23 protein-coding genes are annotated in these 23,011 nt (G+C 62.3%); 5 read left to right on the top strand and 18 right to left on the bottom strand.

Features of this window, described 5'->3' with window-relative positions; all coding sequences use genetic code 11:
- Positions 1-3: 3 nt before the first annotated feature.
- From AC0L2Z_RS22540 to AC0L2Z_RS22550, 3 genes are all read right to left on the bottom strand, one after another.
- On the bottom strand, positions 4-1,101 hold the full coding sequence (locus AC0L2Z_RS22540; protein WP_473481726.1) for a putative B6 ABC transporter permease subunit 2: 1,098 nt from the start codon (positions 1,099-1,101) through the stop codon (positions 4-6).
- Entirely contained in the window at positions 1,098-2,666 is a 1,569-nt protein-coding gene (locus tag AC0L2Z_RS22545; protein ID WP_473481724.1) for a putative B6 ABC transporter ATP-binding protein, read from the bottom strand. Before AC0L2Z_RS22545 ends, AC0L2Z_RS22540 begins: the two co-directional genes overlap by 4 nt.
- A gap of 78 nt (positions 2,667-2,744) precedes the next feature.
- Entirely contained in the window at positions 2,745-3,773 is a 1,029-nt protein-coding gene (locus tag AC0L2Z_RS22550; RefSeq protein WP_287193466.1) for a putative B6 ABC transporter substrate-binding protein, read from the bottom strand.
- Positions 3,774-3,876: 103 nt separating this feature from the next.
- Here AC0L2Z_RS22550 and AC0L2Z_RS22555 point away from each other — a divergent pair, with 103 nt between their 5' ends.
- Entirely contained in the window at positions 3,877-4,296 is a 420-nt protein-coding gene (locus AC0L2Z_RS22555; RefSeq protein ID WP_473629339.1) for a hypothetical protein, read from the top strand.
- A 39-nt stretch (positions 4,297-4,335) separates the two neighbouring features.
- Here the strand turns inward: AC0L2Z_RS22555 and AC0L2Z_RS22560 are convergent, their stop codons facing one another.
- The 9 genes from AC0L2Z_RS22560 to AC0L2Z_RS22600 form a co-directional block, all read right to left on the bottom strand.
- Positions 4,336-5,346 (bottom strand): ABC transporter substrate-binding protein, encoded by a 1,011-nt coding sequence (locus tag AC0L2Z_RS22560; RefSeq protein ID WP_473629340.1) that lies wholly within the window; start codon positions 5,344-5,346, stop codon positions 4,336-4,338.
- A 33-nt stretch (positions 5,347-5,379) separates the two neighbouring features.
- A complete protein-coding gene (locus tag AC0L2Z_RS22565; RefSeq protein ID WP_236378160.1) occupies positions 5,380-6,177 on the bottom strand; it encodes an ABC transporter permease in 798 nt (265 codons plus the stop codon).
- Positions 6,178-6,191: 14 nt separating this feature from the next.
- The gene (locus tag AC0L2Z_RS22570) at positions 6,192-7,034 is read right to left on the bottom strand and encodes an ABC transporter ATP-binding protein (protein ID WP_023798266.1); all 843 of its coding nucleotides are present in this window, start codon (positions 7,032-7,034) and stop codon (positions 6,192-6,194) included.
- 124 nt (positions 7,035-7,158) lie between these two features.
- On the bottom strand, positions 7,159-8,088 hold the full coding sequence (gene fhmpcd1, locus AC0L2Z_RS22575) for a 5-formyl-3-hydroxy-2-methylpyridine 4-carboxylate 5-dehydrogenase (RefSeq protein WP_473629345.1): 930 nt from the start codon (positions 8,086-8,088) through the stop codon (positions 7,159-7,161).
- Positions 8,088-8,708 (bottom strand): glutathione S-transferase family protein, encoded by a 621-nt coding sequence (locus AC0L2Z_RS22580; protein ID WP_128182154.1) that lies wholly within the window; start codon positions 8,706-8,708, stop codon positions 8,088-8,090. Before AC0L2Z_RS22580 ends, fhmpcd1 begins: the two co-directional genes overlap by 1 nt.
- A gap of 25 nt (positions 8,709-8,733) precedes the next feature.
- The gene (locus tag AC0L2Z_RS22585) at positions 8,734-9,141 is read right to left on the bottom strand and encodes a RidA family protein (protein WP_027154168.1); all 408 of its coding nucleotides are present in this window, start codon (positions 9,139-9,141) and stop codon (positions 8,734-8,736) included.
- A gap of 9 nt (positions 9,142-9,150) precedes the next feature.
- Complete coding sequence (locus AC0L2Z_RS22590) at positions 9,151-10,284, bottom strand: LVIVD repeat-containing protein (RefSeq protein ID WP_473629341.1); 1,134 nt, start codon at positions 10,282-10,284, stop codon at positions 9,151-9,153.
- Between the two features lie 72 nt (positions 10,285-10,356).
- A complete protein-coding gene (locus AC0L2Z_RS22595) occupies positions 10,357-11,508 on the bottom strand; it encodes a cupin domain-containing protein (protein WP_473481718.1) in 1,152 nt (383 codons plus the stop codon).
- A gap of 275 nt (positions 11,509-11,783) precedes the next feature.
- Entirely contained in the window at positions 11,784-13,412 is a 1,629-nt protein-coding gene (locus AC0L2Z_RS22600; RefSeq protein ID WP_473629342.1) for a GMC family oxidoreductase, read from the bottom strand.
- Positions 13,413-13,622: 210 nt separating this feature from the next.
- Between AC0L2Z_RS22600 and AC0L2Z_RS22605 the strand changes: the two genes are divergently transcribed.
- Together AC0L2Z_RS22605 and AC0L2Z_RS22610 are read left to right on the top strand one after the other, a co-directional pair.
- Entirely contained in the window at positions 13,623-14,300 is a 678-nt protein-coding gene (locus AC0L2Z_RS22605; protein WP_027154164.1) for a FadR/GntR family transcriptional regulator, read from the top strand.
- A 46-nt stretch (positions 14,301-14,346) separates the two neighbouring features.
- A complete protein-coding gene (locus AC0L2Z_RS22610; RefSeq protein WP_473629343.1) occupies positions 14,347-15,891 on the top strand; it encodes a GMC family oxidoreductase in 1,545 nt (514 codons plus the stop codon).
- 73 nt (positions 15,892-15,964) lie between these two features.
- Here AC0L2Z_RS22610 and AC0L2Z_RS22615 read toward each other — a convergent pair whose 3' ends face one another.
- The 6 genes from AC0L2Z_RS22615 to AC0L2Z_RS22640 form a co-directional block, all read right to left on the bottom strand.
- A complete protein-coding gene (locus AC0L2Z_RS22615; RefSeq protein ID WP_473481710.1) occupies positions 15,965-16,792 on the bottom strand; it encodes an inositol monophosphatase family protein in 828 nt (275 codons plus the stop codon).
- Entirely contained in the window at positions 16,782-17,669 is an 888-nt protein-coding gene (gene ttcA, locus AC0L2Z_RS22620; protein ID WP_473481708.1) for a tRNA 2-thiocytidine(32) synthetase TtcA, read from the bottom strand. The genes AC0L2Z_RS22615 and ttcA overlap by 11 nt, the downstream gene beginning before the upstream one ends.
- Positions 17,670-17,806: 137 nt before the next feature.
- Positions 17,807-18,424: a 30S ribosomal protein S4 gene (gene rpsD / locus AC0L2Z_RS22625; protein ID WP_023798277.1), complete on the bottom strand. Its 618-nt coding sequence runs from the start codon at positions 18,422-18,424 to the stop codon at positions 17,807-17,809.
- A 322-nt stretch (positions 18,425-18,746) separates the two neighbouring features.
- On the bottom strand, positions 18,747-18,935 hold the full coding sequence (locus AC0L2Z_RS22630) for a DUF3008 family protein (RefSeq protein WP_023717374.1): 189 nt from the start codon (positions 18,933-18,935) through the stop codon (positions 18,747-18,749).
- A gap of 62 nt (positions 18,936-18,997) precedes the next feature.
- Positions 18,998-19,810 (bottom strand): glutamate racemase, encoded by an 813-nt coding sequence (murI, locus tag AC0L2Z_RS22635; RefSeq protein WP_473507486.1) that lies wholly within the window; start codon positions 19,808-19,810, stop codon positions 18,998-19,000.
- 151 nt (positions 19,811-19,961) lie between these two features.
- A complete protein-coding gene (locus AC0L2Z_RS22640) occupies positions 19,962-20,810 on the bottom strand; it encodes an RNA methyltransferase (protein ID WP_287061876.1) in 849 nt (282 codons plus the stop codon).
- Positions 20,811-21,027: 217 nt separating this feature from the next.
- Here AC0L2Z_RS22640 and AC0L2Z_RS22645 point away from each other — a divergent pair, with 217 nt between their 5' ends.
- Entirely contained in the window at positions 21,028-22,239 is a 1,212-nt protein-coding gene (locus AC0L2Z_RS22645) for an NADP-dependent isocitrate dehydrogenase (protein WP_128168446.1), read from the top strand.
- Between the two features lie 8 nt (positions 22,240-22,247).
- Entirely contained in the window at positions 22,248-22,874 is a 627-nt protein-coding gene (locus AC0L2Z_RS22650; RefSeq protein WP_128168445.1) for a glutathione S-transferase family protein, read from the top strand.
- Positions 22,875-23,011: the final 137 nt, after the last annotated feature.

The following is a 23,011-nucleotide window of genomic DNA, read 5'->3' on the forward strand; positions in this document are numbered from 1 at the left end:
ACTTCAGGCCCTCCGCGACTGATTGTAGCGGTGATCGATGTATTCGGCGAGCGCGAGCACGATCAGCACGATGGAGACCAGCACCAGCGTGAAATGATTGGGCACGCCGAGGCGGCGGGCCGCGCTCTCGCCGCCAATCGACAGCACCGAAAGCAGGAACACGAAACCGATGGCGGCAAAACCGTTCATGCGGGCGAGGAACACGACGGGAATGACCGCCAGCCCATAAGCGGGGTTCCAGTCGGCGCGGACGTTACCCTGGACGCCGAGGATATCGACAGCGCCGGCAAGTCCGGCCAGCCCGGCCGAAATGGCGAATACGGCAATGGTGAGCTTCGGCACGCCGAGCCCCGCATGGATGGCCGCGCGTGGGTTGGCCCCGACGATCCTCAGCTTAAGGCCGAAGGCCGTGCGCGTCATCACCAGATGTACGGTGATGATCGCCGCCAGTCCCAGAAGCAGGCCGCTGGTGATGGTCGTGTCGAGCAGACGCGGCAGCCGGTCCTCGACCGGCAAGGTGCGGGTCTGCGGCACGGTCGTGCCCGGATCGCGAAACACCAGCTTGACCAGCACATTGGCAAGCGAGGTGCCCAGGAACGTCATCATCAGCGTGGTGATGATCTCGTTGACGCCCTGATAGGCCCGCAAAAGGGCCGGCACCAGCGACCAGAGCATCGCAACCGCCATGGCGATGACAAACGAGCAAATCAGCGCCAGCCAGGCAGGCATGACTTCCACGAAGAGCGGCGCGCTGGCGGCGGCCGTTACCGCGCCGAGCAGGAACTGGCCATCGCCGCCGAGATTCCACATGCCGGCGCGAAAGGCCACGATCAGGCCAGCGGCAAGAAACAGCAGCGGCGCCATGCGCGTCAGCGTCTGCTGGATGCCGAGCGGCGACAAAAGCCCTCTCTCGAGCACAAAGCCATAATAGGCAAGCGGGTCGACGCCGACGGCAAGCAGGATGCAGCCGGCGATGATAAGCGCGGCCAGTATAGGGCCGATGGTCATCAGCAGCCGATGCTGGATATCGCGGCGCGTGACCACAGCAGCCGTGGCATCGAGTGCGGTTGCGCCGGCGGCTGGGACGGTGTCGATGCTCATGCGGCAAGTCCGATCATCAAGCGACCGATCTTGGAGCGGGCATCGCCGACATTCTCGACCGTGCCGACCAGCGAGCCGTTCGAGATGACGGCGATGCGGTCGCACATGCTGAGCAACTCCTCCAGGTCGGTGGAGATGAGCAGCACGGCAAGGCCGCGTGCCGCCGTATCGCGGATTCGCTGGCGCGAAGCCAATGTGTTGGCGAGATCGAGCCCATAGGTCGGCTTGTTGAAGATCACCACTTTTGCGCCTTCGGCGAGTTCGCGCGCCAGCAGCACCTTCTGGATATTGCCGCCGGAGAGCCGGGCGACCGGCGTTTTCAGGCTGGGCGTGCGCACGTCGTATTCGCGGACGAGCTGAGCGGCGCGCTTGTCGATTTCAGCGCGCTGCTCGACGCCGTTGCGCCAGAAGGGAGCGGCGCCCACCTGCTTGAGGAAGAAGTTGATCGAGACCGGAAAAGTCCCGACCGTGCCCTCGCCGAGCCGGTCGTCGGTCAGGTAGCGAAGGCCTCGCTCACGGCGTTCTCCGACGCTCAGCGCCTCGATGGGCGCGCCCTGCAGCCGCACCGAACCGCTCACCGTCGCCCGCTGGCCAGCCAGCGCTTCCGCCAGTTGCTTCTGGCCATTGCCGTCGATACCAGCGATGCCCAGCAGCTCGCCTGGACGGATGTCGAACGAAATCGATAACAGGCCCGGCGCGTCGTCTGTTGATGCGACCGCGAGTTCATGGACCTGAAGCAGCGGAGCCGCTCCGGCGTGAATGGTGCGAACCGGACGCTCGGACGCTTCCGGGTCGTCTTTCTGCTTGCCGAACATCAATTCGACGATCTCCGAAACGATCGCCTGCTCGCCTAGCGCGCGAAACCGCTCGGGAGGAATTTCGCCGACCTTGCGGCCGAGTTTCAGCACCGAGATTCGATCGCCGAAAGCCGCCGCCTCCTTGAGCTTATGGGTGATGAAGACGATCGCCAGCCCCTGCTCGACAAGGCGGCGCATCAGCGCGCCCAGTTCATCGATGCCCTTCGGCGTCAGCATCGAGGTCGACTCGTCGAGGATCAGAAGCCGGCTGTTGCGCACCATCGCGCGCAGGATCTCGACCTGCTGCTGTTCGCCGAGCGAGAGTTCCGAAACCTTGGCATGCAGCTTGACCGTGATACCGAGCGCCCTGGTGATTTCGGCGACGCGCACTTCCAGCTCCTCGGTCTTGGGCCGCTGCCACCACGGGCCGCCGAGCAACAGGTTTTGCGCGACCGTCAGCGTCGGCACCAGCATCACGTGCTGGAATACGGTTCCGATGCCGAGCGCCAGCGCATGGCGCGGCGAGGTGATCGCGATAGGCTCGCCGTCGACCAGTATGCGGCCCTCGTCCGGCTGCTGCAGGCCGGACAGCATGCCGATCAAGGTGGATTTTCCGGCGCCGTTTTCACCGAGCAGCACATGCACTTCACCCGGACGGATCGCCAGATCGACGCTGTCGTTGGCGACGACGCCGGGAAACCGCTTGGTCACGCCTTCAAGCGCGACGATGTCGCGCTTGTCGACCGACAATGAGGTCGCACTACTCATGAAGCCAAGGCCTTGAAAACATGAAATCGGTCCGGCGGGGTGAATTGTCACCCCTCCGGAAGTCTGCATTGAAGCGCCTTACTGGGCGACGCTGGTCATCAGCGCCCTGACTGCTGCTGCATCATAGACCGGATCGACCTTGGTCTTGCCGGAAATGATGTCCTCGCGCAGCGTCTGGATCTCCGCCCATACATTGTCCGGGATCGCAGCGGTTTTCAGAAGCTTGACCGAATCGTCCTTGAGGCCGATCGAGTAGCTCTTGGTGCCGAACGTGTCGGCCTTGAGGTCGGCGATCATCGCCGCATAGACCGGCTCGATGTTCCAAACCACCGACGACAGCAGGAAGCCTTTGTCGATCGGCGTCTTGTCGCCGATGACGTCGATGAAATAGACCTTGCCGCCATCGCCGGCCTTGGTCGTCTCGACCGCCTGCAGCATGCCGAAGCTCGAGCCGTTGCCCTGGCCGAAGATGATGTCGGCGCCCGATGCGATCACGCTTTCGGTAACGCGCTTGCCGCCGGCCGCATCGCTGTAGGCGGCGGGTCCGATCACCGCATAGGTGACCTTGACGTCCGGGTTCTCGGCCTTCACACCTTGCGCGAACGCCGCCGACTGCGAGTTCCACGACGGAGGCTCGCCGGACACGACGATGCCGACCGACTTGGAACGCGACATCTTGGCGGCGAGACGGCCGGCAAGGTACGCGCCTTCGTGACCGCTCAGCGTGTAGTCTGCGACGAGCCCAGCCTCCAGGCCGGTCGGCGTGTCGACGATCGCCACTGGCACCTTGGTTTCCTTGGCGATTTCGGGAGCCGCGGTGTTGTACCCGCTGGCATGGGCAATCAACAGGCTGGCGCCGTCGGCCGCCAGTTCGCGCAATGTCGGGCGCACGTCGCCATAGCCGAGCCCCTGCGCCGTCACTATCTCGACACCGGCAGCTTTCGCCGCTGCCTTGGCAGCGTCGATGCCTTGCTGGTTCCAGCCATAATCGGTGCCTTCTTCCGGCGTCAGGATGGCAATGGACTTGACTTCGGCGGCAAGTGCATTACCCAGCAAGAGGCCGCTTAATATAACAGCGCTTACGCTACCCTTCAGGAACTTAGACATGTTACCCTCTCTGTTCGGTTGACCCAAGATATTCTTATTGTTATTGCGCAAAAGCGAGGTAGACTGCCTGAACAATTCCACACGGAGTTCAGGCAAGGTGGTTGTGCGATACATTCTTCCGATAATTCTGGCGTTCACATCGTTCGCCAACGCGGTTGAATTGCGGCACATCACTGTGCGAACCGGCACCGAAGGGCTCGATCCGGTGCCGCTGACGATCTCGAATGCGGGGCGTGAGGCGCTTTCCTGCAATGCAGACTTCGCCCACTGGTATTCGGCCACGATCGCCACCGCGGCGCCTGGCAAGAGCGCCCGTGTCGAGCTGTGGTTCGATCCAGAAACCGGGACATTTGCGATCCTCAACGACAAGCGCGAAAACCTGCCCGTCGAGCGGCTGTGGTGCGGCCTCGCCAGACAGGCATACGCCACGCGCGTGCAAATCGTGCTCGACCAAACCAGTGGAAGAAAGGGGCAAATGGCCGTGACCTGCAGCAGAGCGGACGACAGGCTGGTCTGCCGGTAGACGCTCGCTTTTTGCCAGGTCAGACACCGCCCCCGACCTTCACTCTGCCGCCAGGAATTTGTCGGTGAAGACGTCGTCGGCCGACAGGACCGTTTTGAGCACGCCCTGATCCGTCAGCGTCTTCAAGGTCTCTTCCCATTGGGTCTTCGTCATCCAGCCGAGGCCGTGTTCCTTCGTCGCCGGGCTGTTGAACGTCGAAGCTATGTCGGCCTTGAGCTGGGCCAGCAGCACATCCTTCTTCTCCGCATAGCCAGGAACGGCCTTGGCAGTGATTTCGGCAGCTTCTTCCGGATGGGCCGCGACATAGTCGAAAGCCTCCCTGTAGGCCTTCACGAAGCGGCGCACGACATCGGCATTGTCCTTGATCATCGCTTCCGAGGTGAACAGTCCCGAGCCATAGGCCTTCCAGCCGTGATCCGCGCCGAGCATGATGCTCAGCGACCCTGGGCCGCCAGCCTTGGCTTCAAGTTCTGGCACTTCGGCGTCAAGATAACCGACGACCGTCTGGACCCGTCCGAGCAGCAGGTAGCTTTCGTACGGCGGCGAGACGCTGTTGAGCGTCATGTCCTTCTCGCTCATGCCATTGGCAGCCAGGAAGCCCCTGAAGAAAATGTAGGTGGAGCCCGCCGGGTGGATGCCGATGGTCAGGCCTTTGAGGTCTGAAGGCTTGGTCAGCTTGAGCGTCTTGGCGAGCGAAATAATGCCCAGCGGCGACTGCTGGTTGACCGCCGCGAGCGCCACGACGGGAACATTCTGCGACCTTGCCACGGCAAGCGTGGGAAGATCGCCGAAGCCGAATTCAGCGTTGCCGTTACCCACCAGCCGCATGGCGTCAGGCGAGCCGGACCCTTTGCGGACCTCGCTCACATCGATGTCGTTCTTGGCGAAGAAGCCTTTTTCCATGCCGACAAAGAACATGGCGTGATTGCCGCGCACCACCCAGTCGAGCTGGACGTTGACCGTGTCCGCCGCCAGCGCCGCGTTCGAGAAGCCAAGCGCGCCGACAAACGCCGCAAAGGTGGCTGCCTTGATAAGAGAGCGTCTCAGCATTGTCTGTTCCCTTTTTTGGTTGTTCGAAAGATCCTAGGCCTGGCTGAATTTCGGCGCCCACGGCACCACGACACGTTCAAGAATTTCGGCTGCGTAGTAGAAGGCGATGCCGAGCACTGAAACCAGCAGCAGCGCCGCGAAAACAAGGGCCGTGTCGAGTTGGGTCGACGCGAATTGGATGACGTAGCCGAGCCCGTCCGAGGCTCCGGCAAATTCGCCGACGATGGCGCCGATCACGCTCAGGGTCGCGGCTATCTTGGTCCCGGCCATCAGGCTTGGAAGCGAGTGGGGGACACGGATCCTGAACAGGATCTGGGTCGGGCTGGCGCCGACCGAATTCATCAGCGACAGAAGCGAACGGTCGACCGATTGCATGCCGGCCAGCATCGACAGCGTCACCGGGAAGAAGGCGATGACCAGAATCAGACCGATTTTGGGAGCGAGCCCATAACCGAACCAGAGGATGAAGATCGGCGCCAGCGCGACCTTCGGCACATTCTGGAACAGCACGACGAGCGGGTAGAGCGCGCGGCCCAGCCAATCGAAGCGCACGATGACGAGAGCAAGCGCAATGCCGACTATGACCGAGACAAGAAAGCCAAACAGGATTTCGCCTGCCGTGACCACCGTCGCCTGCATGAGAGTGCCCCACTGCGCGACCAGCGATTTCGCAATCTCGGATGGGGCAGGAACGATAAAGGAAGATATCGAGAATATCCGCACCGCGGCTTCCCACACCACGATCGTCACCAGCAGAAGGATAGCCGCCGGAAGCCAGCTGCTCGTTGCCGCGTCCCAGCCGGAAACCGGTTGCGGCGATGAGAGATTCATGAGGGGTTGCCTGCTCACGTCGCGCCTCCCGGCTGGTGACTGGAGCGCAGCATCGTTCGAAGCTGAAGCACCAGCCTGACGAATTCGGGGACTTCGGTCACGGAAGCGTCGCGCGGATAAGGCAGCGGAATGTCCAGGCTCTGGGTAATGCGTCCCGGTTTGATTCCCAGAACATGGACCTGGCGCGACAACTGAATGGCTTCGTCGATCGAATGCGTCACGAAGACGATCGTCTTGCCGGTCCGCTGCCAGATCTCCAGCAGCGACTGGCCCATCGAGTCGCGGGTGATCGCGTCAAGGGCGCCAAACGGCTCGTCCATCAGCAAGACCGCCGGATCGAGCGCCAAAGCCCGGGCGATGGCAACCCGCTGCCGCATGCCGCCAGACAGTTCGTTTGGGCGCTTGTGGGCGGCATCGCCAAGTCCCACCAGATCCAGCATTTCCTGTCCACGTGCCCGCAGCGCCGAGCGCGACATCGATTTGTCGGCGATGCCGAGCAGCATCGAGGCATTGTCGACGGCGTTTTTCCACGGCAGCAGATTGGCATCCTGAAAGACCAGACCGATCATCCGCTTGCGCGCCGCTTCGCCTGGCGAAACGCCGGCAACCGAGACACTGCCGCTGCTCGGATTTACCAACCCAGCCAGCACTTTGAGCAGCGTACTCTTGCCGCAACCCGAAGGGCCGATCAGGGAAACGAACGAGCCTTGCGGAACTGCAAGGTCTATATCCCTGAGGATCAGCTGCCGGTTGCGATCCGTGCCCATGACCACCGAAACGCCTTTGGCGGAAATGAGGTCGTCGTGGCGGATGTGGGTCGGTCGGCCGCCGGCGGGTCGAATGGTTTCAACCTGCATGGTCGATCACCCCATGCATTGTGATTGGCCGCAGCAGCGCTGTCTTGATGGCACAGTCCGCATGAACGGCCAACCGGGTGAAGTCCCCGGCATAGCCAGCCTCATGCCTAACTCGTGCCATCGGCTACTCCCGGCCCTCGAGGATGCGGCGCACCGCCACCAGCTTGCGCGCCCGTTCGCCTTGCAGCGCCCTTATCTGCTCGGGCGTATAGGAGAACATGCCTTCGCCCGACTTGATGCCGAACTTCGATGCACCGGTCTTCTCCAGCACCATCGGCGCCACATCATCCCGATTGGAGAGATCGGCGTTCAGGAACGAAGAGACGGATTTGTAGATATCGAGGCCGGCCATATCGAGCAGTGCCATTGGCCCGATGACGGCGATCTTGTAGCCGATGCCCCAGGATACGCAGGTGTCGAGATCCTCCGGTTCGATGACGCCGCGCTCGACCAGATCCACCGCTTCACGCAGCAGTGCGTAAAGCACGCGATTTTCGACGAAGCCGGGAACGTCTTTCTTCACGACCACCGGCAACAGCCCGACCGAGCGGATCAGGTCGCGTATCGTCGCCACCGTTTCCGGCGCGGTCTTCTCGCCGCCGATCACCTCGATCATCGGGATGATGTGCGGCGGGTTCGACCAGTGCATGCCGACCATCCTGTCGGGGTGCGAGATATGGGCCTGCAGCTTGGTGATCGGAATACCCGACGTGTCCGAGGCGACGATCACCGAAGAGCCGATCAGCGGGTCGATGGCGCGATAGGTTTCGGCCTTGGTGTCGATATTCTCAGGCACATTCTCGATGACCAGTTCCGCCCCATCGACGGCCTCGGCGATGGTGCGGACGAAGCGCACCGTGCCGGCGCCCGTTGCCGGCACCTTGATGTCGAGACGGTCCAGAACCCCGCCGGCGATGTCGAGCGTGCCGCGGGCGCGTTCGACCGCGACATCGGAAACATCGTACGCCGCCACGGCGAGCCCGCCGCGCGAAAGCCGCGCGGCGATGCCCGGACCCATCGTTCCCAGTCCGATGAGAGCGGCGCGCTTGATCATCATGCGGCCTTTGCGGGAGCCGCAGCGGTTGCCGCCTTGAAGGCTGGACGAGCGGCGATTGCGGCGACCCAGCGCTCGAGATTGGGCAGCGACGGCCGGTCGATCTTGAAGTCGATGCAACGTTTCAGGATCGGTGCGCAGGCGATGTCGGCAATGGTCAGCTTTCCCAGCGCCAGGAATTCCTTGCCGGCCAGATGCCCGTCGATGATCTTGAGCTGCGCCACCAGGTCCTTGACCTGTTCCTTGTATTCGGCGGTCTGTTCCTCTGGCGTCAGCTTGGCGCCCTTGAAGGCAGCCATATAGCCGGGATTGACCGCCGCCAGCAGAAAATCCATCCAGCGCTCGACCTCGGTCTTTTCCGCAGGGGTGGCGCCATTCAGCCGCTCACCGCCGGATGCCGCGAGATAGCGCAGGATGGTGTTGGACTCCCAGATCACGGTGTCGCCGTCGACCAGCGTCGGGACTTTCGACGTCGGATTAAGCGCCTTGTATTCGGCCGTCTGGGTGTTTTCGAACTGGCGGCCGTAATCTTCGCGCTTGTATGGCGCGCCAAGCTCTTCGAGCATGAAGAGCACCTTTTGAACGTTGCCCGATGTCTGGCGGCCTAAGAGCTTGTACATATCATCTCCTCGATTGTGTCGTGGCCTACTTGCCGGCCGGCAGCGGCTTGTAGACGATAGCGTCCATTTCGATCTTGGTGTTGATGACGGCCTTTGCCTCCACCGTCGTGCGCGCCAGCACCGCGTCGCCGATCCCTTCGAGAAACGCCTTGTTATAGCGGCCGAAGTCGCGCGTATCCTCGAGGTAGGTGGTGATCCGCACGACATCGGAGAGCGTTGCGCCCTCATCGGCAATGACGCGCGCGATGGTCCTCAGCGTCGCCAGCGTCTCTTCCTCGATTGTGCCGCTGATCATGTTGTTGTTCTCGTCCTTCGGAACCTGACCGGAGACGAAAATGAAATCGCCGGCACGCACCGCCGGATGAAACGGCAGGTTCGGATTCTTCTTCCCGATGGCGTAGTGGCTGGCGGATTTTCGCGTGCTGTCGCTCAACCTATCCCCCTAGAGAACGCTGGTTTCGATGATATCGACGCCACGGACGCGGTCGATAAGGTAGACGATGCCGCGATCGTCGATGGTGACGTCGTTGGAAGACGATCGCTCGGCGCCCTCAGGCGCATCGGGCACGAAATGGCCGACCTCCTTGGGTACGAACGGGTCGGCGATGTCGACCAGCCGCAGCCCCTGCGCGAACCATGCAAACGGAATGATGGTGCCCTTGAACCGCTCGGAAGGCTGATGGCAGCCGGTCATTGGCGGTTGTGGTTCGCCATCCGGGTCGAGGCCAGGCACCTGGAAGGTCGAGATCGGCAACGGGTTCGTTTCGTCGGTGATGTCGTAGATCCAGGTGAAGGCCGGCGGCGAAGGTCGGAGCTTGGCGACATCCTCGTCCGCCACCACCATGATGTTGCGGCCCTTGAGCGGCTGCGGGATCGGCAGGCATGTGTGCGTGGGATGCGGGAAACTCGGGCTCGAATTGACATGCGAGACAAGCTTCGGCTTTGAAATGTCGGAAATGTCGAGGATGAACAGGCCGTGATGCCAGTAGCTGACATAGAGCCGGTCGCCCATGCGTAACGGATGGTGGCAGCGCGGCGTGACGTAATCATGCCACGGGTACTCTTCACCGCCGCCGGTCCATTGCCCCGGTATCCACCAGCGGCCGATTTCGACCGGATTTACCGGATCGATCAGGTCGAGGATCATCACGATGTTGCCGACATAGCCGTCGGCAGTCGGCGAGATATAGGCATAGCGGCCGTCATAGTCGTAGCGATGCACGCCATGGCCGCCGGTTATCCACTTCGAGATCAGCCTCGGCTCCGCCGGTCGGGTCGTATCGTAGAGCGCCAGGCCACCGCCGAAATCGGCCGGGCCCGCATTGCCGAAGCGCTCGTGGTTGATGATCATCAAACCGTCCTGGGCGCGCACCTTGTGCGAGTGCCAGCCGGGCGGAACGTCGATCGTCGCGACCTTCTTGGGATTGCGCGGATCGGAAATGTCGACAAGTGTCGTGCCGCTCGGCGGACGCATGTGGCCGATATAGAGAATGTTGCCGTCGACCCAGACCTGACCACCGCCCGGACAGTCGACATGGCCGATCTGCTTTGTGTTGAACGCCGAAACCAAATGCATCCGCCCTTGCTGCTGAACCGTCTCTTTCGATGTCCGCGCCATTATGGCGGCGCGGACGGTTTCCGCTGCAAACTAGACGATGCGGAGCAGATCGCCGGCCTGGTTGCGGCCCCAGCGCTTGTAGAGCAGCAGCGCCTTCTGTGTCGGCGCATCGGTCGCGCCGAAGAAGATGACCGGCTCGGTCGAGGAGCCATTGATATGCTCGACCCAGCAACCGCCCGGTATGGCGATCGTGTCGAACTGGTTCCAGTCGTAGCGCTTGCCGTCGATCATCGAATGGCCATTGCCGCGGAACGGCGCCAACAGCAGGCTGGCGGTCTCGCGCTGCGGCAGCGTCTTTTCGCCCGGCCGCAACATCTGCACGTAGAAGTTGATCGTGCGGAAGACCGGGCCGCCGGTGGTGGGGTCGACATAGTCGATGACGATGCCTTCATGCGGATCGCCGTCCCAATCCTTGTGCGCGTCGAGGATCGATTCCATCTTTTCCCAGCGATAGACATACATCGGCGACGACAGGCCGCCGCCGCGCTTGTGGTCGACGAAGCGCGGCATCAGGCCGCCCTCGCCATAGATTCGCTGCGAATAATCGCTCGGAAAACGCGCGGTCTGCACCTTCTTCTCGACTTCCTTGCCGTCGACCATCTCGGTGTATTTGTGATCGAAATGCACGGCGTGCAGCGTCTCGACCAGCGGCAGGTCGAGGACCGAAAGGTTGACCGCCTGTTCGCCGCCGACCGTGCCGTGATTGTGCCAGGCGTCGTTCGGCGTCAGCACCATGTCGCCGGGGCCGAAAACCACGTCCTCGCCCTCGACGCCGGTAAAATTGCCCTTGCCGGTCAGGCCAAAACGTATGGCGCTCGGCGAATGCTTGTGCGGCGGCATGATCTCGTCCGGATCATTTAGGCGGTAGGCGGTGTACATGGTGCTGACCGAGGCGCGCTTGGGCGCGAGCCCCGGATTGACCAAGATCAGCGACCGGCGCTCGCTGTCGTCCATGGTCACCAGTTCGGCGGCGCGCTGCAGCAGCGGCTCGATATCGGCATAGGACCAGACGAAGGGGATCGCCTTCGAGGTCGCCATGAGCTGCTTGATCTCGTCGTGATCGACGCCTTCCGACGTCGCCCAGAACGGGAACATATTCTTTTCGTAGAGGGCGTCATAAAGGCCCTTCAGCGCTGCCTTCTTGTTGGTGACGGTAAGGTCTGCCGGTTGCGCCAAGGACATCTCTGACACCTCTCTTCACGAAGAAAATGCGTTTAACCAACTCAACCGTATTCGGATTGGTTTTTCTGGACAATCCCAAAACTGAGAATTTTAAAAATTTTTGGTTGAGTGCTTCTATGGAGGCCGAATGGCCCCAAAAGGGGCAAAAAAGTCGAAAAGATGCGAGAAAATGGCCGGCGGATCGTATCATTGCGGCCGTGGCAATCGCTCGGCAGCCAACCAACTCGAATTTTGTTTTCAACCAAAGGAACTTGGTTGAACCCGGGCGACAGCAATCAGGCGGCCATGCTTTGTTCAGCACGGCCGCGGATCAGGTCCGAGGCCTTTTCGGCGATCATGATGACCGCCGCATTGATGTTGCCGCAAACGAGATCCGGCATCACAGAAGCATCCACCGCGCGAAGGCCGGCAACGCCGCGCACCCGTAGTTGCGGGTCGACCACCGACTCCGCGTCGACACCCATGCGGCAGGTGCCGGCCGGATGATGCACAGTGATCGAGGTGTTGCGAATATGCTCATCGATCTCATCGTCGCTCTGGCATTGTGAGCCCGGAAAGAACTCCGAGGCGATGAACGGCGTCATCGACGGTTGTGCAGCGAGGTTGCGCGCGACGCGGAATCCGGCGCGAAGCGACTGCCAGTCGCGCGGCGAAGACAGGAAATTCTGGTGGATCAGCGGCGCGGCCAACGGGTCGTTCGACGCCAGTTCCACACTCCCCCTGCTCTCCGGCTGGACGGCGACGATGCGGGTCGCAAAGCCATCGGCGAAGGGCGCCTTGAATGGCGGCATGTAAGGCCATGCGGCAAGCGGCGCAGCCGTGAAAAGCAGCTGAACATCCGGCAACGGCCGGCTTGCATCGCTTTTCAGAAACGCCACGACCCCGCCGGGCACATCTCCCGAAAAGCCCTTTCCGGTAAAATAGGTCTTGACGAAATCCAGCCCGATACGATCGGCCCGCATCATCTTGAGGAATGGCCCCGGCTGCTTGCGCCGATACATCAGAATGACCGAGACATGGTCCTGCAGGTTCTTGCCGACCTGCGGACGGTCTACTTTCGTCTCGATACCATGCGCGGCGAGCTCGCCGCTATCGCCGATCCCCGACAGCATCAGCAACTGCGGCGTGTTGATGACGCCGCCGGCAAGCACGACCTCATGCCGCGCCAGCACCTGGTGGGTCGCGCCGCCCCTGGTGTAGGCGATGCCGATCGCTCGCCCGTCCTTCAGCATTATCCGCGTCGCCATCGCGCCGGTCAGCACCTTGACATTGCTGCGGCGCATGGCAGGACGCAGATAGGCCGACGCGGTCGAGCAGCGGCGACCGTTTGCGATCGTCATCTGCAGGCGGCCAAAGCCTTCCTGCACCGGGCCATTGTAATCGTCGGTCTGGGGATATCCGGCATCCCGGCTCGCCGTAGCGAAGGCATCGATCAGTTCGTCCTTGTAGCGGCAGAACTGCGTGTTCAGCGGCCCGCTGCCGCCGCGATAGTCGCTCTCGCCCTTTTCCCAGCGCTCCTGCTTCTTGAAATAGGGCAGCACGTCGTCGAATGACCAATCGGTGAGACCGCTGGCCGCCCAGCGATCGTAATCGCCGCGATTGCCGCGCACATAGGCCATGGCGTTGGTGGAGGAGGAGCCGCCGATGACCTTGCCGCGCGCACATTCGACCTTGCGTCCGCCGACATTGGCCTCGGGCTCGCAGAAATACATCCAGTCGTGACGGCGTTCGGTCAGGATCTTACCCCAGCCGAGCGGGATGTGGATCATCGGATCGCGATCCCAGTCGCCGGCTTCCAGGAGCAGCACGGAAACATCAGGATCTTCGCTCAGGCGGTTTGCAAGCACGCAGCCGGCCGACCCGGCGCCGACAATGACATAGTCGAATGTTTCCCCAAACGGCATGCACTGTCCTCGGGAGAAGACGGCCCCGCCGAGATGTGAGCCGTCAAAGAAACAACTGCGGCACTCAACCATCGCGCAACTGGTGTTGTCAACCATCGGACGCAGATGTAGATTGGTTGAGTTGGTTGAGTGCCGTGCTCATCGATTCCGTGTCACAACTGATATCGGGACATCGAGTCGACCGCTGCCGATCAGACAGGAGATTTGGTTTTGAGCGCATTCGAGCCGCAGATCGTATCATCTGATCTCGACGACATCATCGCAGCGGTCCGCCGCTTGCAGCAGGGCGGCGGCAAGCTTCCTTCCGAGCGTGACCTTGCCGAACATCTCAACGTGAAACGCCATCAGCTTCGCAAGGCGCTCGAGATGCTGCGCCAATCAGGTGATTTGAAACCGGCGCGCGCCAGGCGTGCGCCGACTGCCCTGCCCCGATATGGCGAAGAACTTGTCAGGGTAACCAACCCCATCGAGGTTCTGGAGTTGCGCCTGCTCATGGAACCGGGCCTCGCCCGGCTGGCATCGCTGCGCGCCTCCTCGTTCGAGACGGCCCGGATCATCGATGCGGCAACCACGCCGGAGAATGCCTCGTCGGGCGCGGTCGATTTCGCTTTTCATTCCGCCATCGTCGCTGCCGCCCGCAACCATCTTGCCGCCGAATTCTACAAGATGCTGCGCCAGGTTGGGGTCGATGCGCGGGTCAAGGTCGCACGGACCGCAGCACCCACCTGCCCTAAGCGGATCGCCGAGCGCGACGGCGAACATCGTCTGATCGCCGAAGCGATCTCGAAACGCGACCCCGAAGCAGCCGAAGCGGCCATGCGCGCGCATTTGCTATCCGTGCAAAGACGAATCACGGAGCGGTCGAATGCCGGCGCTTTTGCGGCATGAGCGTCTCGTATTCTAGCCAGACAGCCTGCTCGCGGGAACTTTCAAATTGATGCGTCATTTCGACGTGCTGGTCGTCGGCGCCGGATCTGCCGGCTCGGTGGTGGCTAGCCGGTTAAGCGAGGACAGCGCGTGCCAGGTCGGCCTGATCGAAGCCGGGGTCATGCCGTCCGATCCCGATATCGCCGACCCGTTGAAATGGACGATGCTGCAGGGCCGCGCCTATGACTGGGCTTATCGGACGGTGCCGCAACCCCTTACCGCAAACCGCGTCCACGAATGGCCGCGCGGGAAGATCGTCGGCGGTTCTAGCTGCCTGCATGCCATGGCCTATGTGCGTGGCCATCCCGATGATTTCCGGCCCTGGGCAGTAGCAGGCGGCCAGCGCTGGTCCTTTTCGGGCTTGTTGCCGGGCTTCGTCCGCAGCGAAGCTTTCACCGCCTTCGACGCGCCGTCGCGCGGCCGCAGCGGACCGTTGGACGTCTATCTGCCGGATGCGGAGGTCAGCCCCGTCGTCCGCGCCTATCTAGCCGCTGGACAGGCCATGGGGATCCCCGTCCTGACCGACCACAACAGCGGCGAACTCGCTGGCACGAGCCCTAATTCGCTGAACATCCGCGCCGGCAAGCGCCTGAGCGTCGCCGATGCCTATCTGCCGCCGGAGGTCATGGTGCGACCGAACCTCGCTCTGCTCACCGCTCACGAAGTCGAGCACCTCGTGCTGGAAGGCCAGCGGGCCACGGGTGTGGCTGTCGTGTGCGATGGGGAGAGCATGACGATCTCCGCCGACAGGATCATTCTTTGTGCCGGCGCGGTGTCGTCGCCGCTCATCCTCATGCGATCGGGCATCGGCGATCCGGATACGCTGAAGCGGGCGGGGATTCGCTGTCGTGCCGACCGGCGCGATGTCGGCCGCAATCTGCAGGACCATCTGCTGGCCCTTGGGAACGTCTACAGCACGAAAAAGCCGCTGCCCCCGTCGCGCCTGCAGCACTCGGAATCGCTGATGTATCTGCACGGCAGCGACCCGACCCGTTCGACGGGAAGCCCCGATATCGTACTCGCCTGCGTCGTTGCTCCATCGGCCGCAGTGGGCTTGAATGCGCCGCCCTACGGCTCGGCTTTCACGATACTCTGCGGCGTCACCCAGCCGACCAGTCGTGGGTGCATCGCACCGAGCGGGCCGGGCCGGAACGATGCACCGATCATCGATCCGCATTATCTCGAAACCGAACATGACCGGGCCGTTTTCCGGATAGCGCTGAAGACGGCGCGCGCGATTGGCCATCATCGAGCGCTCGACGAGTGGCGCGATGTGGAAATCCTGCCGGGATCACAGGTGCAGTCGGACGACGAGCTTGACGCTTTCATCGCCAGCGCTGCCTCCACACATCATCATCCTGCCGGCACGTGCAGGATGGGCGGGGATGCCGACGCGGTCGTCGACCCGGATTTGCGGCTGAACGGCTTCGACAACGCCTTCATCGTCGACGCGTCGGTGATGCCGACGATCCCGAGCGGACCCATCAATGCCGCGGTAGTCGCCATAGCGGAAACTTGGGCGTCAGTTCCGCCTAAAGCGCGTCGCGTTTGACCGCCGCATTAGCGCATGATCCCAAAAATCGGATCGGCCGGGCATGGCCCGAATCGGATCGATGCCAAACGGCCTATTCCGCCCAGAGTTCCCGGCGCAGTTCGCGCCAGCTTGCTTCGTCCGGTGCGACAAGAAGGCCACCGCCGACATGCGAAGGCCGATAGGTGCTGCCGTCGAAACGCGCGGCGTAACCACCGGCCTCGGCGTGGATCAGCACACCGGCCAGATGATCCCACGGCATCAGCTTGTTGTAGACGACGAAGTGGGCGTGGCCGCTCGCCAGCAGGCGGTATTCGTGAGCCGCGCAGCGATAGCCGAATTGCGACAAGGATTTCGTCTGGTTGCGCGCCAGCCGTGACCGTTCCGGCTCGGGCATATACTGCCAGGAAACCGCGCCGGTCATTTGCGAGAGCGGCGCAGGCTCGGCGACATGCACCTTCTCCAAAGTGCCATGCGCATGCCGTATGTGGCTGCCAGCACCGCTGGCGCCGATCAGCCAGTCCTTGCCGATGGGATCGTGAATGATGCCGGCGACGGTCTCGCCCTTCACCACGACGCCCAGCATGACGCCGAACAGCGGCACGCCGGAGGCGAAATTGAAAGTGCCGTCAACCGGATCGATGACGAAGGCGAGATCGGCTTCGCCGAGGCCCTGGAGCAGCGCCGGGTCGTCGGAGCAGGCTTCCTCGCCGACGATCATCGCCTGCGGGTAGCGCTCACGCAGCCTGACGGTGATGAGCCGCTCGGCACTCACATCGGCCTCCGTCACCAGATCGGCTGCCGAGGTCTTCTGGCGGACGTCGCCCTCATCCAGCCGGCGAAAGCGCGGCATGATCTCGGCAATGGCAGCGTCGGACAGAAGCTTGGCGAGCCAGTCGATTGCGGTATCGTCAAATGTCATCGGGAAGGTCTTGCCTTGCGGTCAGGGTCTCGTTGAGGGCGGCGAAATCGAACAGCTTTCTGTCGAGCAGATGCGAGGGCCGCACATTGGTCATGGCGTGGATCATCGTGTCCTTGCGGCCGGGCATGCGCTTTTCCAGGTCGTCGAGCATCGCCTTCATCGCATTGCGCTGCAAGCCGTCCTGGCTGCCGCACAGATCGCACGGGATGATCGGGAACTTCATGGCGCCGGCGAATTTTTCGAGATCGGCCTCGGCGCAATAGGCGAGCGGCCGCAGCACCATGACGTCGCCGTCGTCGTTGAGCAGTTTTGGCGGCATGGCGGCGAGGCGCCCGCCATGCAACAGGTTCATGAAAAAGGTTTCGAGAATGTCTTCGCGGTGGTGGCCGAGCACCAAAGCCGAGCAGCCCTCCTCGCGCGCGATGCGGTAGAGATGGCCGCGCCTGAGCCGTGAGCACAGCGAACAATAGGTGCTGCCCTGGGGAAGCTTGTCGGTCACCACCGAATAGGTGTCCTGATATTCGATGCGGTGCGCAATGGCGTATGTGTTGAGATAATCGGGCAGAATGTGTTTCGGAAAGTTCGGCTGGCCCTGGTCGAGATTGCAGGCCAGCAGGTCGACCGGCAGCAGCCCGCGCCATTTGAGATCGAGCAGCAACGCAAGCAGGCCGTAGGAATCCTTGCCGCCAGACAAGGCGACCAGCCAGCGATCGCCGGGCTTGACCATCGAAAAATCGTCGATCGCCTGACGGGCGAGACGCAGCAGCCGCTTGCGCAGCTTGTTGAATTCGACGGAGGACGGCACATCGGCAAACAGCGGATGAAAGCCGCCTGCGGCATCGGCGATCGGTTCGATTGTTTCTGGCAGCATGTTCATCGCGCGGCGGCCCCAAAAATCCTTGTTGCTGCCCGGAGTAGCGCATCGGCCCGAAAATCGAAATCGATTTTCGGAATCCTAAAGAAAAGGCCGCCTCGAGGGCGGCCTTCGATGATGTCGCAGATGAAAAAAATCGATCAGCGCGAATAGAATTCGACGACCAGGTTCGGTTCCATCTGCACGGCGAACGGAACATCCGACAGCCCGGGGATGCGCCCGAAGGACGCCGTCATCTTGTTATGATCGACCTCAATGTAATCAGGCACGTCGCGCTCAGCCAGGCCTACCGATTCCAGGACGATCACCAGCTGCTTCGACTTCTCGCGCACTTCGATGACATCGCCCGGCTTGCAGCGGTATGAGCCGATGTTGACGCGCTTGCCGTTGACATTGATGTGGCCGTGATTGACGAACTGGCGAGCGGCAAAAATGGTCGGCACGAACTTGGCGCGGTAGACGACCGCGTCGAGACGCGACTCGAGCAGGCCGATCAGGTTCTCCGAGGTGTCGCCCTTGCGGCGGTTCGCCTCTTCATAGACCTTGCGGAACTGCTTTTCCGACACGTCGCCGTAGTGACCCTTCAGCTTCTGCTTGGCACGCAGCTGCAGGCCGAAATCGGAAAGCTTGCCCTTGCGGCGCTGGCCGTGCTGGCCGGGACCGTATTCGCGCTTGTTGACCGGGGACTTCGGGCGACCCCAGATGTTTTCGCCGAGACGGCGGTCGATCTTGTATTTCGCGGATTCGCGCTTGCTCATCGCATTCCCTTTCAAAAAGACACACCCGGCACCTCATGGTCCGGGTGAAGGAAACGCGCCCTCCTCTGGCCCCCGTTTTCGAGACCTGACAGGGTTCTCCCACGCAACGCGGCGGAAAACCCACGGGACACGTCATTGCACATAAAGAAACCACCGGACGTTGCGGCCCGGCGTTGGGGGCTGATTAGACGGAGATTTGACTGGTGTCAAGGTCGCGGTAGGCGTCGATGATGGCAGCCGATACGCCGCGGTATCCCCGCGCGCTGTGTGCGGGACCGCGGCTATCCAATCATGGGACCTGTCCTGCAGGTGGGACAAGCGGCTAGTGTTTCGATTTCTTCTCCGGCAGGCCCTTGCGCTTGGTCTCGGCGAACTCCTCGAGCTGCTTTTCGCTCATCGATTTGTACATTCCCTTCGAAGCGCCCTTGAGCTCGCTCTTCTTGGTCTCGCCACGCTTGGCGGACAAAGCCGCGCCGGCGGCTTTCTGCTGGGCTTTTGAAGTGGCTGGCATGATCGTTTCTCCCGTCTTGCGATGCGGGAAAAACGCACCGGTCGTGGTGATGTTCCCAGATATCAGGAAATCGCCAGCCCAAACCCCTGCATCAGGCGGCGAGTCGGGAAATCGACCCGCTTCGAGGTGAAGACAGCAAGGTCGGCGCCTTCCGGCAACGCCTCGCCGCGGTGGCTGGCCTCGGCATGCGCGAGCAGCGAGAGCGCCCGCCGCGCGATCGCCTCGGCGGGATCGAGCCAATCGACCGGCCAGGGTGCCGTCTTGCGCATGCGATTGGCCAGAAAGGGATAGTGGGTGCAGGCAAGCACGACGATGTCGGTCCGCAATTCGTCATGTTCGACGAAGCACGGCGCGATCTCGGCACGCACCGCCTCTTCATCGACAAAGCCATCGCGCATATAGACTTCGGCCAGTCCCGCCAGACGGTCGCTGCCAACCAGGCGGACATGGCATTTCTGCGCCCATTTGCCGATCAGGTCGCGGGTATACTGGCGCTTGACGGTGCCGGGCGTCGCCAGCACCGAAACCAACCCGGAGCGCGTGCGTTCCGCTGCCGGCTTGATCGCCGGCACCGTGCCGACGAAAGGATGACCGGGAAATCTTTCGCGCAACGCATCGATGACCAGAGTCGAGGCGGTGTTGCAGGCGATGACCGAAATGGCCGGCGAAAAACGATCAAGCAGCTTGCCGAACAGCTCCAGCACATGTGCCCTCAGTGCCGCTTCCTCCCAAGCCCCGTAAGGGAAAGCCGCGTCGTCGGCGACATAGACGAAGCGGCGGTCGGGCATCAGCACCCGCGCTTCGCGCAGCACCGTCAGGCCGCCGATGCCGGAATCGAACATCAGGATCGGGCGGGCGCTTGAAGGATCGGTCATTGTCATCGTCTACAGGAGAAGGCGGAGAAGGCTGCGGGCCCGCGGCGGGAAGATGGTCACAAATCCCTATTCATCATTTTAGGCCTGATCCATCATTTTTGGGATGATGGACCACAGCAAATAACATTCGGTTACGGCTAGAGCCTGTCTCTCAGGCCTGGTCCTTGTCTGTCGCCTTGGCGGCGCGGGCCGCTGCCGGAAGCCGCCTGGGATCATCGCCCGGCGATCCGTCGCCGCGCGGCATGGCCGGCGAAAACCTGTCCAGCGATGATATTATGCCGCGCAGCACCTTGAGCTCCGGCTCGGCGAAGCCGGCGCGCGTCAGCACCGCGCGCAGGTTGTCGACCATTTTCGGCTTCTTCGCCGCCGGGCGGAAATAGCCGCGCGCTTCGAGCGCGCCTTCCAGATAGGCGAACAGGCCGTGCAACTGTTCCTTGGTCGCCGGCATCATGTCGGGACTGGAAAAGTTGGTTTTGGTCTCGTCTTCCAGGCCCGACTTCATCCACTCATAGGACATCAGCAAGGCGGCCTGGGCGATGTTGAGCGAGGAGAAGGCGGGATCGACCGGGAAGGTGACGATCTCGTCGGCGAGGCCGACCTCGTCATTGTAGAGCCCGAACCGCTCGCGGCCGAACAGAATGCCGGTGCGCTGTCCGGATCGCTGCCGCGCTCTCAGCGCCCTGCCCGCCTCGACCGGTCCGCGCACCGGTTTGAAATTATCGCGCGCGCGCGCCGTGGTGGCGAAGACGAAATTCAGGTCGGCGACCGCCGAGGCCAGATCGTCATATACTCCAGCGGCATCGATGACGTGGTCGGCGCGGCTCGCGGCAGCGCGCGCCTTTTCGCTCGGCCAGCCGTCGCGCGGATTAACGAGGCGCAGTTCGGACAGACCGAAATTCGCCATGGCGCGCGCGACCATGCCGATATTCTCGCCGAGCTGCGGCTCGACCAGGATGATCGCCGGGCCGGTGGCAGGAAGGATGTCGTTGCTGGCTTGCATTGTCTCAATGAACTGCTGTTTGCGGCATTTCAGCGTCCCCTGCCATATCCGGCCGCGAAAATGAAGCTTTGGCAGGCAACGCCCGATGCCAGGGGCGAGCCCGCTGGGGCGGATCGCCGTTTGCGCGGCCAAAAATGCTTTGATATACGGGCCGCATCCCCGGCCAAAGCCATGCGGGCAAGGCCGTTCCGATCCCCAACAATGAGGCATTCTTTCCATGGCGAAGATCAAGGTGGCGAACCCGGTCGTCGAACTCGACGGCGACGAGATGACCCGCATCATCTGGCAGTTCATCAAGGACAAGCTGATCCACCCCTATCTCGACCTCAAGCTTGAATATTACGACCTCAGCGTTGAGCACCGCGACGCCACCAACGACCAGGTGACCATCGATTCGGCCAATGCCATCAAGAAGCACGGCGTCGGCGTGAAATGCGCGACGATCACCCCCGACGAGCAGCGTGTCGAGGAATTCGGGCTGAAGAAGATGTGGAAGTCGCCGAACGGCACCATCCGCAACATCCTCGGCGGCACCATCTTTCGCGAGCCGATCATCATGAAGAACGTGCCGCGGCTGGTGCCCGGCTGGACCAAACCGATCATCGTCGGCCGTCATGCCTTCGGCGACCAGTACCGCGCCACCGACTTCCGCTTCCCCGGCAAGGGCAAGCTGACGATCAAGTTCGTCGGCGAAGACGGCCAGGTGATCGAGCATGACGTGTTCGAGGCGCCGGCCGCCGGCGTCGCCATGGCCATGTACAATCTCGACGACTCGATCCGCGAATTCGCCCGCGCCTCGCTCAATTACGGCCTGCTGCGCAACTACCCGGTCTACCTCTCGACCAAGAACACCATCCTCAAGGCCTATGACGGCCGCTTCAAGGACATTTTCCAGGAAGTCTACGAGGCAGAGTTCGAAGCCGAGTTCAAAGCCAAGAAGCTCTGGTACGAGCACCGGCTGATCGATGACATGGTTGCCTCCAGCCTGAAATGGTCGGGCGGCTATATCTGGGCCTGCAAGAACTATGATGGCGACGTTCAGTCGGACACCGTGGCGCAAGGTTTTGGGTCGCTCGGCCTGATGACCTCGGTGCTGATGACGCCGGACGGCAAGACGGTGGAGGCGGAGGCGGCGCACGGCACCGTCACCCGTCATTATCGGCAGCACCAGAAGGGCGAGGAAACCTCGACCAATTCGATCGCCTCGATCTTCGCCTGGACACGCGGCCTGGCGCACCGCGCCAAACTCGACGACAATGCCGAGCTGATGCGTTTTGCCGAGACGCTGGAAAAAGTCTGCATCCAGACCGTCGAAGCCGGCTTCATGACCAAGGATCTGTCGCTGCTGATCGGTCCCGACCAGCCATGGCTTTCGACCACCGGCTTCCTCGACAAGATCGACGAGAATCTGCAGAAGGCGATGGCCTGACCAGCGTTGTGAGCAGGCCCGTCGTCTACGGGGCGGACTACAGCGTCTATGTACGCATCGTCCGCCTCGCACTCGAGGAAAAAGGCATCGGCTACGAACTTGTGCCGGTCGACATCTTCGCGGCGGACGGCATTCCGGGCTGGTATTTCGACCATCAGCCGTTCGGCCGCATCCCGGCCTTCGAGCATGACGGGTTCCGCCTCCACGAGACCGGCGCGATCGCCCGCTATGTCGACGAAGCGTTCGACGGCCCGGCGTTGCAACCGATCGAAGCCCGGCCTCGCGCACGTATGAACCAGATCATCGGCATGCTCGACGCCTATGCCTATCGAGCCATGGTCTGGGATGTCGCCGTCGAGCGGCTGGAGAAAACGGCGCCTGACGAGGCTTTGATCGCCAATGGGCTTCTGCAGGCGAGAACGACACTTAAGGCGCTCTCATCGCTGAAAGCCGAGGGGCCATGGCTGCTGGGCGAGCAACTGACGCTGGCCGACCTCCATGCAGCACCCATCATCGGCTATTTCGCCAAGGTCACTGAGGGACGGAAACTGCTGGCCGAGTTTCCAGATCTTCGGGACTGGTTCGCGCGCATCGCCCTACGGGAGAGTTTTGCCCGTACTGAAAAGGCTGGGTGACAAAGTCCGAAAGGCCGAGGGACAGCACCCCCCTCTGTCCTGCCGGACATCTCCCCCTCAAGGGCATATGCGCTAAGATAGTTTTGGCATGGACTGAAATTTGCGCTTTCGTGGTGGCTCACGCCATCGATGTCGCA

The sequence above is a fragment of the Mesorhizobium sp. WSM4850 genome, from assembly GCF_055811735.1.

Coding starts and splice junctions, on each gene's coding strand:
- AC0L2Z_RS22645 (WP_128168446.1), top strand. CDS start 21,028: ATGGCGAAGATCAAGGTGGCGAACCCGGTCGTCGAACTCGACGGCGAC.
- AC0L2Z_RS22590 (WP_473629341.1), bottom strand. CDS start 10,284: ATGCATTTGGTTTCGGCGTTCAACACAAAGCAGATCGGCCATGTCGAC.
- AC0L2Z_RS22570 (WP_023798266.1), bottom strand. CDS start 7,034: ATGCAGGTTGAAACCATTCGACCCGCCGGCGGCCGACCGACCCACATC.
- AC0L2Z_RS22630 (WP_023717374.1), bottom strand. CDS start 18,935: ATGCCAGCCACTTCAAAAGCCCAGCAGAAAGCCGCCGGCGCGGCTTTG.
- AC0L2Z_RS22560 (WP_473629340.1), bottom strand. CDS start 5,346: ATGCTGAGACGCTCTCTTATCAAGGCAGCCACCTTTGCGGCGTTTGTC.
- AC0L2Z_RS22565 (WP_236378160.1), bottom strand. CDS start 6,177: ATGAATCTCTCATCGCCGCAACCGGTTTCCGGCTGGGACGCGGCAACG.
- murI (WP_473507486.1), bottom strand. CDS start 19,810: ATGACCGATCCTTCAAGCGCCCGCCCGATCCTGATGTTCGATTCCGGC.
- AC0L2Z_RS22545 (WP_473481724.1), bottom strand. CDS start 2,666: ATGAGTAGTGCGACCTCATTGTCGGTCGACAAGCGCGACATCGTCGCG.
- ttcA (WP_473481708.1), bottom strand. CDS start 17,669: ATGAACATGCTGCCAGAAACAATCGAACCGATCGCCGATGCCGCAGGC.
- AC0L2Z_RS22540 (WP_473481726.1), bottom strand. CDS start 1,101: ATGAGCATCGACACCGTCCCAGCCGCCGGCGCAACCGCACTCGATGCC.
- AC0L2Z_RS22595 (WP_473481718.1), bottom strand. CDS start 11,508: ATGTCCTTGGCGCAACCGGCAGACCTTACCGTCACCAACAAGAAGGCA.
- AC0L2Z_RS22580 (WP_128182154.1), bottom strand. CDS start 8,708: ATGTACAAGCTCTTAGGCCGCCAGACATCGGGCAACGTTCAAAAGGTG.
- AC0L2Z_RS22550 (WP_287193466.1), bottom strand. CDS start 3,773: ATGTCTAAGTTCCTGAAGGGTAGCGTAAGCGCTGTTATATTAAGCGGC.
- AC0L2Z_RS22600 (WP_473629342.1), bottom strand. CDS start 13,412: ATGCCGTTTGGGGAAACATTCGACTATGTCATTGTCGGCGCCGGGTCG.
- AC0L2Z_RS22640 (WP_287061876.1), bottom strand. CDS start 20,810: ATGCAAGCCAGCAACGACATCCTTCCTGCCACCGGCCCGGCGATCATC.
- fhmpcd1 (WP_473629345.1), bottom strand. CDS start 8,088: ATGATCAAGCGCGCCGCTCTCATCGGACTGGGAACGATGGGTCCGGGC.
- rpsD (WP_023798277.1), bottom strand. CDS start 18,424: ATGAGCAAGCGCGAATCCGCGAAATACAAGATCGACCGCCGTCTCGGC.
- AC0L2Z_RS22615 (WP_473481710.1), bottom strand. CDS start 16,792: ATGACATTTGACGATACCGCAATCGACTGGCTCGCCAAGCTTCTGTCC.